The organism is Candidatus Allofournierella excrementavium (assembly GCF_048526665.1).
GTDB classification, from domain to species: Bacteria; Bacillota; Clostridia; order Oscillospirales; family Ruminococcaceae; genus Allofournierella_A; species Allofournierella_A excrementavium.
This window is the reverse complement of record NZ_DBGFPE010000017.1, coordinates 61,030-75,042: the sequence shown is the minus strand read 5'-3', so window position 1 is coordinate 75,042 and position 14,013 is coordinate 61,030. Positions and strand designations below refer to the sequence as shown.

At 63.9% G+C, this 14,013-nt stretch carries 14 protein-coding genes; 9 read left to right on the top strand and 5 right to left on the bottom strand.

Features of this window, described 5'->3' with window-relative positions:
* The first annotated feature begins 6 nt into the window (after window positions 1-6).
* From ACMI1Q_RS05660 to ACMI1Q_RS05620, 9 genes are all read left to right on the top strand, one after another.
* On the top strand, window positions 7-1,191 hold the full coding sequence (locus ACMI1Q_RS05660; protein WP_330058865.1) for an FtsW/RodA/SpoVE family cell cycle protein: 1,185 nt from the start codon (window positions 7-9) through the stop codon (window positions 1,189-1,191).
* Window positions 1,192-1,497: 306 nt separating this feature from the next.
* On the top strand, window positions 1,498-1,725 hold the full coding sequence (locus ACMI1Q_RS05655; protein ID WP_419503088.1) for a hypothetical protein: 228 nt from the start codon (window positions 1,498-1,500) through the stop codon (window positions 1,723-1,725).
* Between the two features lie 224 nt (window positions 1,726-1,949).
* Window positions 1,950-2,729 (top strand): hypothetical protein, encoded by a 780-nt coding sequence (locus ACMI1Q_RS05650; RefSeq protein ID WP_419503087.1) that lies wholly within the window; start codon window positions 1,950-1,952, stop codon window positions 2,727-2,729.
* 171 nt (window positions 2,730-2,900) lie between these two features.
* Window positions 2,901-4,370 carry a hypothetical protein gene (locus ACMI1Q_RS05645; RefSeq protein WP_419503086.1) on the top strand — a complete coding sequence of 490 codons (1,470 nt, stop codon included), beginning with the start codon at window positions 2,901-2,903 and terminating at the stop codon, window positions 4,368-4,370.
* A 16-nt stretch (window positions 4,371-4,386) separates the two neighbouring features.
* Entirely contained in the window at window positions 4,387-5,229 is an 843-nt protein-coding gene (locus ACMI1Q_RS05640; RefSeq protein ID WP_177522576.1) for a glycosyltransferase, read from the top strand.
* 136 nt (window positions 5,230-5,365) lie between these two features.
* Entirely contained in the window at window positions 5,366-7,024 is a 1,659-nt protein-coding gene (locus ACMI1Q_RS05635; RefSeq protein ID WP_419503085.1) for a CotH kinase family protein, read from the top strand.
* Window positions 7,008-7,721, top strand: a complete 714-nt coding sequence (locus tag ACMI1Q_RS05630; RefSeq protein ID WP_419503084.1) for a polyphosphate polymerase domain-containing protein — start codon at window positions 7,008-7,010, stop codon at window positions 7,719-7,721. The genes ACMI1Q_RS05635 and ACMI1Q_RS05630 overlap by 17 nt, the downstream gene beginning before the upstream one ends.
* Window positions 7,711-8,385 carry a DUF4956 domain-containing protein gene (locus ACMI1Q_RS05625; protein ID WP_177522573.1) on the top strand — a complete coding sequence of 225 codons (675 nt, stop codon included), beginning with the start codon at window positions 7,711-7,713 and terminating at the stop codon, window positions 8,383-8,385. Before ACMI1Q_RS05630 ends, ACMI1Q_RS05625 begins: the two co-directional genes overlap by 11 nt.
* Window positions 8,386-8,486: 101 nt before the next feature.
* Window positions 8,487-10,154: a CotH kinase family protein gene (locus tag ACMI1Q_RS05620; RefSeq protein ID WP_419503083.1), complete on the top strand. Its 1,668-nt coding sequence runs from the start codon at window positions 8,487-8,489 to the stop codon at window positions 10,152-10,154.
* A gap of 65 nt (window positions 10,155-10,219) precedes the next feature.
* On the opposite strand, the gene ACMI1Q_RS05615 is transcribed toward ACMI1Q_RS05620, so the two are convergent.
* The 5 genes from ACMI1Q_RS05615 to ACMI1Q_RS05595 form a co-directional block, all read right to left on the bottom strand.
* Complete coding sequence (locus tag ACMI1Q_RS05615) at window positions 10,220-10,525, bottom strand: hypothetical protein (RefSeq protein ID WP_330058859.1); 306 nt, start codon at window positions 10,523-10,525, stop codon at window positions 10,220-10,222.
* 105 nt (window positions 10,526-10,630) lie between these two features.
* Window positions 10,631-10,993, bottom strand: a complete 363-nt coding sequence (locus ACMI1Q_RS05610; RefSeq protein ID WP_177522614.1) for a DUF2304 domain-containing protein — start codon at window positions 10,991-10,993, stop codon at window positions 10,631-10,633.
* A 1-nt stretch (window position 10,994) separates the two neighbouring features.
* A complete protein-coding gene (locus ACMI1Q_RS05605; RefSeq protein WP_419503082.1) occupies window positions 10,995-11,714 on the bottom strand; it encodes a glycosyltransferase family 2 protein in 720 nt (239 codons plus the stop codon).
* Window positions 11,715-11,734: 20 nt separating this feature from the next.
* Window positions 11,735-12,886, bottom strand: coding sequence for a glycosyltransferase family 4 protein (locus ACMI1Q_RS05600; RefSeq protein ID WP_419503081.1), 1,152 nt, complete (start codon window positions 12,884-12,886; stop codon window positions 11,735-11,737).
* Window positions 12,887-12,910: 24 nt separating this feature from the next.
* On the bottom strand, window positions 12,911-14,002 hold the full coding sequence (locus ACMI1Q_RS05595) for a glycosyltransferase (RefSeq protein WP_419503080.1): 1,092 nt from the start codon (window positions 14,000-14,002) through the stop codon (window positions 12,911-12,913).
* Between the last annotated feature and the right edge of the window lie 11 nt (window positions 14,003-14,013).

Below are 14,013 nucleotides of genomic sequence, written 5' to 3'. Positions count from 1 at the left end.
GTGCGGATGGTGTTCAAGGTCATCCGGCAATACTTCAAGGCCACCGACCGGGCCTACATCGCCACCTGTGTGTTCTGCTCGGTGCTCAGCGTCATCACTCTGATCAGCCTGGGGCAGGCGGCGGGGGGCTTCGCCCGGGACGCGTTCGACGGCTCCATCACCGGCCTGGGCAGCTACCGCAACGCCTTTGTGCAGGGGGTGGCCAGCCTGTTGGGCCTTGTGTGCGCCATCGTGCTCTCCTGCATCGACTACCGCAGCCTGGCCCGCATCTGGCCGGTGCACGTGGTGGGCACCTGGACGCTGGTGCTGCTCACCCTCACCCATCTGAGCATCGGCCCGCTGACCCTCGGCTGGCACCCCGAAGGCACCGACAACTACAGCTGGATCCGCCTTGGCCCCCTGAGCCTGCAGCCCACCGAGCTTGCAAAGATCAGCTTCATCCTCACCTTCGCCATGCATCTGGACAATGTGCGTGAGCACATCAACGAGCCAAAAACGCTGGCAAAGCTGCTGGCCCACATCCTGGCCACCGTGGCGGTGGTGCACATCCAGGGCGACGACGGCACCGCCATCGTCTTCGGCACCATCGGCTGCATGATGCTCTTCGCGGCGGGGCTCTCCTGGAAATACATCCTCTCGGCCATTGCCCTGGGGGTCACGGGGCTTTCCCTCATCATCGGCTTTTTCCCCGACGCGCTCAAGGGCTATCAGGTGGACCGCATCATGGCCCTGCTCTATCCCGACCAGTACCCGGACATCGCCCGCCAGCAGCTGGGCGGCATGACGGCCATCGGCTCGGGGCAGATCTTCGGGCGGGGCTTTTTCTCCGACGACCACTATTCGGTCATCAACGCCCAGGACGACTTCATGTTCAGCTATCTGGCCGAGTGCATCGGCTTTGTGGGCTGTGTGATCGTGCTGGGGGCGCTGTTCTTCATCGCCATCCGCACCCTCACCACCGGCCTGCGCAGCGAGGACCACATCGGCACCTACATCTGCACCGGCGTGTTCGCGGCCATCGCGTGGCAGATCATCATCAACCTGGGCATGAACCTGTCGCTGCTGCCGGTCATCGGCGTCACCCTGCCCTTCTTCTCGGCGGGCGGCACCAGCGCGCTGATGATGTACCTCTGCGTGGGGCTTGTGATGAGCGTTTATATGCATAATAAACAAAAACTTTTCAGCGACTGACCCTTTGCCAAAACGTACGAAGCGGCGGGGCGCGCGGGCCTTTTCAAGGGCTTTGCGCGCCCCGCCGAATCTTTTTTTCGCGCCTTTCATAAAATTGTGAAATAAAACGGCGCGGCCGTTCGTCTTATAGATACAAACGCACGAAACCAAGCGGTTTTCGAGATACAAACTTTTTGACCCAAGGAGGGGTGTTCAATGCGGTGGATGTGGATCATTCCGGGCCTTTTGATGGCCCTTGCGGCAATTGGTCTGATCGGGGTGTGGGGACGCAGGTTCCGCCGCCCTGCCAAAGGAGAAGTGAGCCTGATGGCAACGGTGAAACGGGTGGCGGCTTCCGGTGCGGACCGGGTGCCCGTGACCTTTGTGGCCCGCGGGCAGGAGATCGCCCTCACGGTGCCCGAGCACCTGGCGCGGCAGCTGTTCCCCGGCCAGCGGGGCGTTCTGACTTACAGCGGCACCGAGTTCATCTACTTCGTGCCCCGGGAGGAACTCTTCACCGACGACGGCACCGACAGCCTTTTGCAGGTTTCCTGAACCCAACGCAAACAACCGAAAGGGCTGCCGCGCGGAAAAACCGCGCGGCAGCCCCTTTTTGCGCAGGAAGACAGGCCTTGCCCCTGCCGCCAAAGGCCGCGGACCCGCCCTGCCGCCCCCCAAAAAGCCGGCGGAGGGGCAGGTTTGACAAACCTATCCCACGATGATAGAATGACCGGGGTACAAAACCACCGCATTACAAAATTTAAAAAGAGGTCAATTTTATGAAACGAATCCTTTCCCTTCTCACCGCGGCCGCCCTGGGCTGTGCGCTGACCGCCTGCTCCGGGCCCGCTTCTTCCGCCCCTGTTTCTTCTGTGACCCCTTCTTCCGATTCCGCCGTGGCCTCCGCCTCCCAGCCGGAACAGTCCGCGCCTGCTTCCTCCGCTTCCGCCCCCGACAGCGCCGCCTCTGCGCCGGCGCAGCCCGCGGAGCTGAGCAGCGATCTGGCCAGCCTGCAGTTCCGGTGCAACGGCCGGGTATATACCCTGCTTGAGACCACCGTCAACGATCTGGGCCTGACCTACAGCAATGCCGGCGCCGAGGAGTTGACCGCTCCGGTGGAGCCGTGGCAGCTGGAGTATCCCTCCTACTACAGCGAGGCGAACGCGGAGAACGGTTCGGTGGCGGGCGTCTGCATCAACGAGACGCTGAACGCCTCCGACGCACCCCTGCCCATGGGCGACTGCGTGGTGACGAGCCTTGTCGTGGACCTGACCGGGGGCATTGACTTTGCGCTTCCCGGCGGCATTACCTGCGGCAGTACCCCCGAACAGGTGGAAGAGGCCTACGGCCCTGCGATCCGCAACGAGCCCACGGCAGACGGCAGCGGCTCCTTCATGCAGTATTACCTGATGGACAACGGCAACGCCGACTCGCTGGTGGTGGTCGATCTGGAATTTGACGAAAACGGGCTGAGCAGCGTGAACTATTACCAGAACATCCAGCTGGACTACTGGAATCCGTTCACGATGGAGTCCTGGCAGCTGAGCGTTGTGCAGTGATAGCCGCCGGGCCGAAAGCCCTGCCGCAGATATGCGCCGCATCCCGAACGGCCAGCCGCCGGAAATTCCGGCGGCTGGCTTTTTTTGCCGCCGGCGGGCGGCTTTTTCTTTGGCGGCGGATGTGCTATAATATTACAAATATACGCAAAAACCGAAAGGGGGCGCCGCGAGGTGCAAAACAGGCTGGAAAAGCTCTTCTGGGGCGGGTTTGCCCTTCTCTGGGGCTGGATCGTCCTGAACAGCGTTTTCCGCTGGGAGCACAACGGCCCGGCGGCGCTGGCGGTGGGCGCGGCGCTGGCGGCGGGGGTCTGGGCCCTCTCCAAATGGGTGCTGCCCCGGCTGAACGGCCTCTCCCAAAAGCGCTGGCGCGTTTTGTTCTGCACCGCTTTCGCCCTTTATGCCGCCGCCTTCGCGGTGATGGCGTGGCTGCTGGCCGAGGTGCCCATCATGGACCAGGAGGTGGTGCTGCGCACCCTCTCGGACCTGTTGGACGACGGGCGCTTCGGGGTGTGGAGCGGCTACTACATCGTCTGCAACAACAACCTGGGCCTTGCCCTTGTGTTGGGCGGCTGGTACTGGCTGGCCGGCCTCGTCGGCTTTGAGCCGGACTCCACCCTCATGGGGGTGGCCCCGGGCATTGCGCTGAACGTGCTGGCGCTGCTTTTCTCGGTGGCCCTGCTCTGCCTGCTGGCGCGGCGCGTGCTCAAGACCAACGCCGCGGTGGCGCTGGTCTTTGTGCTCTGCGCGGCCTTTGCCCCCTTCTGGCTGTACAGCCCCTGCTTTTATTCCGACACCCTCTCCATGCCCTTCGGCCTGCTGGCCCTTTTGGCCTTTGAGGCATGGCAGCGGGAAGAGCGCCGCGCCCGCCGCCTTTTGCTGGCCGCGGGGGCGGGGGCGGCGGTGTTCTTCGGCTACGCCGTCAAGGGCAGCGTGGCGGTGATCGCCGTGGCGCTGGCCATCCAGTTCTTTTTGCGGGCAAAGCCCCGGCGTGCGCTGGCGGCCCTGGCCGCCATGACGGTGACGCTGGGCCTTTTGGCGGGCGGCTACCGCCTGTGGCAGCGGGCATGGCTCATCGACTGGACCGAGGAAGAGGCCCTGGGCCTGCCCATCCAGTTGTGGTTCTGCTACGGCAGCCACGACGACGGCAACTATTCCCAGGCGGACTACGAGGCCGCCATGACGGTGGACACCATCGCTGAGCGCAAGGAACTCTTGAACGCGCGCATCGCGGCCAACTACGCCTCTTACTCTCCGCTGGAACTGGCGGAGTTCATGACCCGCAAGGCGGCCATCACCTGGGGCGACGGGCTTTACAACGCCGAGGAGTTCCTGGCCACCCCCCAGCGGGCCAACTGGACCCACACCTTCATCCTGGAGGGCCAGCCGGGCTATATGCCGCTGGTCTACTATTGTCAGGCTTATCTCTACATGATGCAGCTGCTGGTGCTGGCATGCGCGGTGCGCGCCGTGCGCCGGCCCGCCGCCGGCCCGGTGATGCTGGCGGGGGTGAGCGTCACCGGCCTCATCCTGTTCCTGAGCCTGTGGGAGACGAAGGCCCGCTATGCCTTCAACTTCACCCCGTTGTTGCTGCTGCTGGCGGTCGCGGCCCTGATGCCGCCGGCGGCAGAGGAGAAAGCGTGAAAAAGGAGGAGTCTTTGTGGAACAGCCCCTGGTAAGCGTGATCGTGCCGGTCTACAACGCCGGCGAACACATCGCCCGCTGCATCGAGAGCATCCGGCGGCAGAGCTATCAGAACCTGGAGATCATCATCGTGAACGACGGCTCCAAGGACGTGAGCCTGCATGTCTGCGAGATGTACGCCCGGGTGGACAAGCGCATCCTGCTCATCGACAAGGCCAACAGCGGCGTGTCCGCCACCCGCAATCTGGCCATGGAGATGGCAAAGGGCAAGTATCTGCAATTTGCGGACAGCGACGACTACCTCGCCCCCGACGCCACCCGCCTGCTGGTGGAGGCCGCCGAGGCCAACCAGACCGATCTGGTCATCGCCCCCTACTACCGGGTGGAGGAGACAAAGCCCCTCTTTGCCAAGGAGGGGGAGAGCTACCAGACCATCCAGCAGTTCGGCTTTCTGGAAAAGGGCTTTTACGACAAGCACGCCTTTGCCAGGGGCCTGATGAAGGAGCCCGCCAGCTTCTACTACGGCGTGATGTGGAACAAGCTCTACCGGCGGGACATGGTGCAGAGCCGGGGCATCCAGTGCAGCGAGGAGCTTTGCTGGAGCGAGGACCTGCTGTTCAACCTGGAATACATCCGCTACGCCGCCCGCTTTTACGCCCTGGACGAGCCGGTGTATTACTATGTGAAGAACCCCCAGAGCCTCGTCTCCACCCAGGTGACCCTGCGCAACACCTTCAAGATCTTGTCGGTGAAGGCCAGTCTCTTCACCTATTATAAAAACCTCTACGAAGAGATGGGCCTCTACGAAGAGAACAAGCTCCAGATCTTCAAGTATCTGGTGGCGGTGGCCGAGGCCTGACCGCCTGCCAGTTCGTGCCGCTCTTTCCGCCATTTGGCGCGCTTCGCGGCTTTACAACCGGCCGCCGCTTATGTTAGAATAATCGGCGGACTTGCAGAAAAAATGCCTTTTTTGGCGGAAAGCGGGGCGGGAAGGCTTGAAAAGGACGCTGCGGATGCTGCTTCTGGTGTTCTGCGTGGCGGCCCTGGCGGGCATCGCCCTGCTGCGCATGCGTCAGGACGCGGTCACCCTGCTGGGCGCGCGTCTGGCGGACGCCGAACAGCTGGCCTCCATCACCGCCCTGCCCCAGACTTCCGCCGAGGGCTGCGTGCTCCACTGGAACGGCGAGGTGCTGCCCTACGATTCTGCCCGGGGCGTCTACTGCCTGCCTCAGCCGCTGGACGGCAGCGCCACCGGCAGCCTTTCCACCACCTGGGGCCGGGTCTACCTGCCCGCGGACCAGTGGGCCCAGGGCCGTCAGGACGCCATGGCCGAAGGCCGGACGCTGGAAGTGTATGTGAGCGACGGCAAGCGCTGGTGCCGGCTGGAGGTGTATCTCTCCGGCGTGCCCGCCCTGGTGGTGCACACCCAGCGCAGCGTGCCCTACAAGCTGGACCCTCAGTACGTCAGCGGCACCATGGCCAGCCTGGACCTGGCCTTCAACTACGGCGAATACACCCTGTTCTGGCCGGAGGGCAACTCCCGCAGCCAGACCGTCACGGGCAACATCGAATACCACTGGCGGGGCAACACCAACCTGCTGGCCAACAAAAAGTCTTACCGTCTGAACCTGCTGGACGCCAAAGGCCAGCCGGACGCGAAGGACCTGCTGGGCCTGGGGGAGGACGCCGACTGGTTCCTTTTGAACTTCGCCACCGACACCACCCGCGCCCGGGACAAGGTGGCCTGGCAGCTGTGGCAGCAGCTGGCCCAGCAGAACGACCACGACCTGCCGGGCATCCAGGTGGAGTACGTGGAACTGTATCTGGACGATACATACGTGGGGCTCTACGGCATCGCCCGCCCCATCAGCCGGGACAGTTTGCAGCTCTCGGCCAATGACCTGCTCTATAAATGGCGCACCATGCCCATGGACCGCTCCATGCCCACCGCCGAGACCTTTGCGTCCCTGGAAGAGAATGAGAGCCTCTCCTGGGGCGTGTGGCTGGAGGTGGTCTGGCCCAAGACCTACACCGAGGGCGTGTGGCAGCCCATGGCGGACTATGTGGACCTCTACTACACGCCGGGCGCGCAGACCAGCTGGCAGCAGCTGGAAAGCACCACCAACCTGGACAATCTGCTGGATGTGTCGCTGTTCCGGCAGTTCGTCTGCGCGGCGGACAATTTCTCTTATAACCAGTACTTTTTGCAAAACAGCGCCGACGGCCTTTACTACCGCATCCCCTGGGATATGGATTATACGTTTGGCGATTATTACGATGAATTCTACTCTCTGGATATGACCTCCACCTTCCTGCCGGACATGGAGCTGGACACCCTCTATTATGCCGACAGCGGCCGGGCGCAGCAGCTCATCGCCCAGCGCTGGAGCGAACTGCGCGGCACGGTGCTCACCATGGAGAACGTGACCGCCCTGTTCGGGGCCGCGCAGGAGGAGCTGACGGCCAGCGGGGCCCTGGGGCGGGACACGGCCCTGTGGGGCAATGCGGAGACCTACCCCTGGGAGTCTCACTACCGCACGCTGGACGCAGAGCAGACTTTGGAATTCATGGAGCAGCGTCTGGCATTTCTGGACGATTACATGGCGGAGTACACCCCCGCCGACCGGGAGGCGTTCGATGTATTACCGAAATGAATGGAAATACCTGGTCACCGACGCCGACCTTGCGGTGCTGGGGGCGCGGCTGAAGGTGCTGCTGCCCATGGACAAGCACCAGACCGGCAGCGCCTACGCCATCCGCAGCCTGTATTTTGACGATCTGCAAAACAGCTGCCTGCGGGAGAACGAGGCGGGCGTGGACGGCCGGCGCAAGTTCCGCCTGCGGCTTTACAACGGCAGCGCCGAGCGCATCCAGCTGGAGATCAAGGAAAAGCTCCACGGCAAGACCCACAAATCCAGCTGCCTTGTGAGCGCCGACGAGTGCCGCCGCATCATGGCGGGCGCAGCGCCCCCCATCGGGCCGGGCACCCCCGCGCCCCGCAACCTGCTCAGTGTGGCCATGCGCACGGCGGGCATGGCGCCCAAGGTCATCGTGGAATACGAGCGCACCGCCTTCGTGGGGCGCTCGGGCAATGTGCGCATCACCTTCGACCGCAACATCTCCGCCTGCGTGCAGCTGGGCAGCTTTCTGGAGCCGAAGGTGCACCTCACGCCCATCCTGCCGGCGGGGCAGCATGTGCTGGAAGTGAAGTTCGACGAGTTCCTGCCCGACTATGTGGCGCAGGCGCTGGAATTGGGAAAACTGCGGCAGACCGCGTTCTCGAAATATTACTTGTGCCGGCTGGCCCTGCCCGGGCCCATGGCAGAAAGGACCAGGGAATATGAGTTTTAGTGACGTTATCAAAAAGAGCGTTCTGGAGGGCTTTGCCCAGAGCGACATCGGCACGGTGACCATCGTGGTCACCCTGGGCGTGACCGGCCTGATCGCCCTTTACATCTACGCCATCTACCGGCTGGCCAGCCGCAGCGCTTTCTATAACCGGGACTTCAACAAGACTCTGGCGCTGATGCCCATCGTCACCGCCGGCATCGTGCTGGCCATGCAGAGCAGCATCGTCATCAGCCTGGGCATGGTGGGCGCGTTGTCCATCGTGCGTTTCCGCAACGCGGTGAAGGACTCCATGGACCTGCTCTATCTGTTCTGGAGCATCGGCGTGGGCATCATCTGCGGCGCGCGCCTGTTCGAGATCGCCGTGGTGGTGAGCCTGGCGGTCACGGCGCTCATCTTCCTGCTGGACCTGGTGCCCTCGGCAAAGCCGCCCTATCTGCTGGTGGTCAACAGCACCGACACCGAGATCGACCCGGCGCTGAACGAGCTTTTGAACCGCTACGCCAAGGGCGCGCGGGTGAAGAGCCGCAGCGTGAGCGCCGACCGGCTGGACCTCATCCTGGAACTGCGCACCGACGACGGCAGCCGCCTTGTGAGCGCCTGCGCGGCGCTGCCCGGGGTGGAGAGCGTCAACCTGCTGGCCCACGACGGCGAAGTGCGCTATTGAGAAAAGAATAAACGCGGGGAGGCCGCCGGCGCAAAGCCGGGCCTCCCCGGTTTTATGGGCCCGGGCGGGGGCCTTATCACGGGACGAAGAGTGTGAATGGAATGGGTTTCGCAAACAAAACAGGGCTCGGGTGCGGCGCGGGCACGCCCCTGAAACGGAGGATGCGGGCGCTGGTGCTGGCGGTCTGTCTGCTGGCGCTGGCGGGCATCGCTCTCTTCCGGGCGCGTCAGGCGGCCTCCAGCCTGCTGGGCGCGCCGTTGGCCGACAGCGGCAGGGTGGCCTCCATCACCGCGCTGACGCGGCAGACGGGGGACGACTGCGCCCTTTTGTGGAACGGGGCCGAACTGCCCTACGACGCCGAGACGGACGCCTACTGCCTGCCCCAGCCCCTGAACGGGGAGGTGCGGGGCACCCTCACCTCCAGCTGGGGCCGGGTCTGGCTGCCCGCCGACGAGTGGGAGGGGGACTGGGCCGACGACATGAGTTCCAGCGAGGTGCGGCAGGTCTATGTGAGCGACGGCAGGCGCTGGTGCAGCCTGCGGGTCTGCCTTTCGGGGCTGCCGGTGCTCTCGGTGCACACCAGCCATTCGGAGCCGGCGGAGCTGAACTACGAGATGCGCGAGCGCAACTACGGCGACGTGACCGTGTTCTGGCCGGAGGGAAACTTCCGCCAGCAGGTGCTCTCCAGCAAGGTGGAATGGCATTGGCGGGGCAACGCCAGCCTGCTGAGCCAGAAAAAATCCTACCGGCTGAACCTGCTGGACGAGGCGGGCCAGTCCAACCCGCTGGACTTTCTGGGCCTGGGCGAGGACGACGGCTGGATCTTAGTCAACTTTTCCACCGACTGCACCCGCACCCGGGACATGGCGGCCAATCTGCTCTGGAACGAGCTGGCGGCGGACAACGAGAGCGACCCGGCGGGGGCGGTCATCCAGTACGTGGAGCTGTATTTGGACGACGAGTACATGGGCGTGTACGGCCTGTGCCGCCCGCTGGGCCGCAAAACGCTGGACCTTGGGGCCAACGACGTGCTCTATAAATGGCGGCTGTCCAACATGATGAAGCCCCACGAGTTCGACTGGATGGAAGAAGAGCAGATGATGGACTACTTCGGAGCCATCGAGATCTCCTGGCCCAACGAGTGGCGCCCCGGCGCGTGGCACATCCTGCAGCCCTATGTCAAGTCGCTGTACATGGCCGAGGAGCCGGTGCCCTGGGAGACGGTGGAATCCCTTTTGGACGTGGAGAACGCCGTGGACGTCGCCCTGTTCAAGCAGTTCACCTGCGCGGTGGACAACGCTTTGCAGAACATATATCTGCTCTACCGGGACGACGAGGGGCTCATCTACCGCATCCCCTGGGATATGAACTACACCTTCGGCGACTGCTACGACGCCTTCCGCGACCTGGACCTGACCACCTTCATCGTGCCGGATCTGGAGCTGGACGCCCTTTACGCCGCCGACCCGGAGCGCACCCAGGCGCTGGTGGCCCAGCGCTGGCAGGAACTGCGCCAGTCGGTGTTCAGCCTGGACCACCTCAAGTCGGTGTACAGCGGGCTGTACAAAACGCTGGTGCAAAGCGGCGCGCTGGCCCGGGATTTCGCCCTCTGGGGCGTGAACGACGCCTATCAGGGCTGGTCGGAAAACGACACCCTCGCCCCGGTGGAGACGATGCTGTTCATGCAGGCGCGGCTGAGCTATCTGGACAAATACATGCAGGCTTATCAGCCGGGCGACCGCAGCGCCTACCCCAGCCTGCCCCAGTAAAACACAAAGAGAAAAGCCCCAGACTTTGAAAAAAACCAAAGTCCGGGGCTTTTGTGCGCCAAAACTCACTTTTTCGCGGCGGCCGCTGCCTCTTTCAGCGCCCGTTCCAGCCACATGCCGCCCACTTCCAGCGCGGTGTACAGGCCGGTCTTGGAGCTCTGCCTGACGACCCGATCGGGCAGGGGCTTGGTGGCGTCGGTGCTCATCAGCATCACGTGCAGCTTGTCGGCCACGGTGATGCCGTTCTCCTCCTTGGTGGTGAGCACCTGCATGAACACCACATAGGGGTCGGCCAGGCTGCCGTAGTAAATTTCGTTGCCGCAGCGCACCAGCGGGCGGCCCTTGTAGGTCAGTTTCGGGGTATATGCCATGGTTTTGTGTACCCTCCGTTTCTGTTATAACACGGCGCGTTCAAAAGCGCCGCAGGATGTTTTCATTTTATTATACCACAGTGCGGCACATTTGACAAATCGGCCTCAGCGGTCCTGGTGGGCGCGCTCGATCTTTTCCTCGTTCAGCGCCACCTTCTGGGCCAGAATTTTCATCTTGGAGTCCATCTGGCTGATGCGCAGGCTCATGAAGAACACCTTGAGGATGAGCAAGAAGATGATGGCCAGATACACCACGTTGATGGGGGCCTGCATGCCAAGGGTGTTGGCGGCCCAGTAGGCCAATTCCGGGAAGATGCTCAAAAGCAGCAGAAAGCCGGAAAAAACGAACCAGAAGATGCTGTCTTCGATTTGAATTTTGGCCCGGCGGATGCGGCCCAGCACGAACACCAGCGTGAGCAGGCTGCCCAGCACCAGCAGCAGCCGCAGGGAGAGGGGATAGTCCAGCATGTCACAGGCTCCTTTCGGTGTAGGGGGTGAGGGTGTCCCGCTTGCGGAACCACTGGATGAGCAGGATGGAAAGGCCCATCTTGACCATGTATTCCACCGAGCGGGCAAAGTTCAGATAGCTGGCGCCGGCGGTGCGCTCGCCCATCTCCACCTGCAGCTCCTTCACCACCGCGCCGTTCTTGATGAGGTAGCTGATGGTGTCCGGCTCGGGGGCGTAGTTCAGGTTGGCGGCAAACTCCTCCAGCATCTTGCGGTTGAACATCCGCATGCCGCTGGTGGGGTCGCAGATGGCCTTGCCGGTGGTCAGCCGGATGGCCCAGCTGATGAGGTAGCTGCCCGCCATGCGCAGGCTCTTGGGCTTTTTCACCGTGACAAAGCGGCTGCCGATGACGATGTCCGCCCCGCTTTCCAGCAGTTCCAGCATGGGGCCGATGTACCGGGGCAGGTGCTGGCCGTCGGCGTCGAACTGCAAAGCGCAGTCGTAGCCGTTCTCGGCGGCGTAGCGAAGCCCCGTCTGAAAGGCCCCGGCCAGACCCAGGTTCACCGGCAGGTCGATCATGCGGAAGTCGTGCTGGCGGCAAAGGGCCGCGGTGTGGTCGCGGCTGCCGTCGTTCACCACCACATAGTCGTACTGGGGGTAGTGCTCGATCAGGTCTTCCACCACCGGCACGATGCTTGCTTCCTCGTTGTATGCGGGGATAACGATCAATAATTTTGCCATAGTTTCCCGTTCGCTTTCTGTCAGTTTTGGGCGCTTTGGGCCAGCGCCAGCAGTTTTTGGCACACCGCGTTCCAGGTGAAGTGGTCTTCCAGGCGCGCGGCGGTCTTTTCGGCGGCGGTGCGCCGCCAGTCTTCATCGGTGAGGGCCTTGGTCAGCGCCTCGGCCAGGGGGCCGGGGTCCGCCGAATCCAGCTGGATGCCGAAGCTTTCGTCCGCCAGCAGCTCGTCGCTGCCGCCGGTGCGGGTGGTCACGATGGGGCAGCCGCAGGCTGCCGCCTCCAAAAAGGTGGTGGGGAAGCCCTCGGCGTAGTAGGTGGGCAGGCAGTAGACCCGGCTCTGGGCCAGCAGCTGCATCGCCTTGGGGTAGGCCACCGCCCCCAGCAGGTGCACGTTCGGCGGGCAGTCCTTCTTCAGCTCGGCCAGCAGCGGTCCGTCGCCCGCCACCGCCAGCGCCGCGCCGGGCACGGCGGCGTCGGTGAAGGCTTTGATGAGTTCCGCCACGCCCTTCTCCGGGATGATGCGCCCCACAAAGGCCGCCAGCGGCGCGTCAGGGGCAAGGCCCAGTTCGCTCCGCCAGTCGATGGCGTCGGGGGCATGGGCCAAAGCGCGCACCTCGGCGGGGTCCACCGCGTTGTAAAGCTGGCCCTCGGCTTTGATGCCGAAGTGCTCCAGCCAGCGGCAGACCGCCCGGCTCACGCCGAAAAACCGCATGCGGTAATGTTTGAGAACGCCGGCGGCGAAATGCTCATAGGCCGCGCCCGCCGCGTTCAGCAGGGCGCTGTTCATGGGCAGATGGCCGGTGGAGTGGTCCACCACGATGGCCGGGATGCGCCGCCTTGCCGCCTGCCGCGCGGCGTAGAGGCTGCTGACGTAAAACCGGGTGTTGATGAGGCAGAAATCGATCCTGCGGCCCCAGAGCAGCGCCGCCAGCCGTTTGAACTCCCGCCCGGGGCGCGGCACCGGGAAGCGCCCGTTCATCAGCGGCCACACCGGCAGCCGGATGATCTCGATGCCCTCGGCGTCGGTCTCGTGGTCCGGCAGGCCGGGCAGGGCGCTGGTGACCACCAGGGCCTTGTGCCCCGCCTTGACCACGCGGCGGGCCAGATTGTAGGTGTAGCGCTCCACCCCGCCCACGGTGGGCAGGTACTGGGCCGAGAAAAAGCAGAGGGTCACCGCCGCCCGCCTCCTTTTGGGCCGTCAGGCCGTTTTCTTGTAGACGAATTCCCGCTGGATCTGGAAGCTGATGAAGAAGAGCACGATGTCCACCGCTGCCTTGATGGCGATCTCCCAGCCGCCCGGAGGGCACAGCAGGGAGGTGACAAGGCTCACCAGCCCCGCGCTGGCCAGCATCTGAGCCGCCGCCAGCACCACATAGCGCACCGCCGCCCGCTTGTGGTCGGCCTGGCTGTGGAACACCACCCGGTGGTTCATGTAGTAGTTGTAGCTGGCGGAGAACAGCCGCGCCAGGGCGGTGCAGACGAACACCAGCAGGATGCGGCCGGTTCCGCTGGGTTCGGCCACGAACAGGCCCGACAGCAGAAGGAACAGGCTGAACAGCGCCAGGTCCAGAACGCTGGAGGAAAGGCTGGAGAACAAAAACTTGCCGAAGATGGCGTAGATGCGCGCCGAGTCCCGCAGGGGATGGAAGTGGGAGGTGTGGTTCTCCTTGGAATCGTAGATGGTCTTGATGGGCAGTTCCAGAATGGGCAGGCGGTCGCGGGTCTCGATGAGCATGTTGCTCTCGAACTCAAAGCGCTCGCCCGGCACGTTCATCAGCCGCTTCATGAAGGCGGTGGGCACCCCCCGCAGGCCGGTCTGGGTGTCGCTCACCGACACGCCGCACAGCGCCCGGAACATGAAGCGGGTGATCTTGTTGCCCCAGCGGCTCTTGAAGGGCACGCCCGCGTCGTCAAAGTCGCGGCAGCCCAGCAGAAGGCTGTCCGGGTGCTCGGCCATGGCCTGCATGAAGCGCAGGATGTCCGCCGGCGAGTGCTGGCCGTCGGAGTCGGCGGTGATGGCGCCGGGCGCCTGGGGCCAGGTGTTCAGGCAGAAGTTGAAGGCGGTCTTGAGGGCCCGCCCCTTGCCCAGGTTCACCGCGTGGCGCAGCACCACGCAGCCCCATTCCTGCTCCGCCCGGCGGAACACGGGGGCGTATTCCGGGCCGCTGCCGTCGTCCACCAGCACGATGTTCTCGATGCCCGCCTCTTTCATCTGGCCCAGCAGAAGGGGAAGGCGCTCGTCCGGTTCCAGGCTGGGAATGATCACCGGCACGGCTTTGAAATCAACCATAAAAAAGTCCT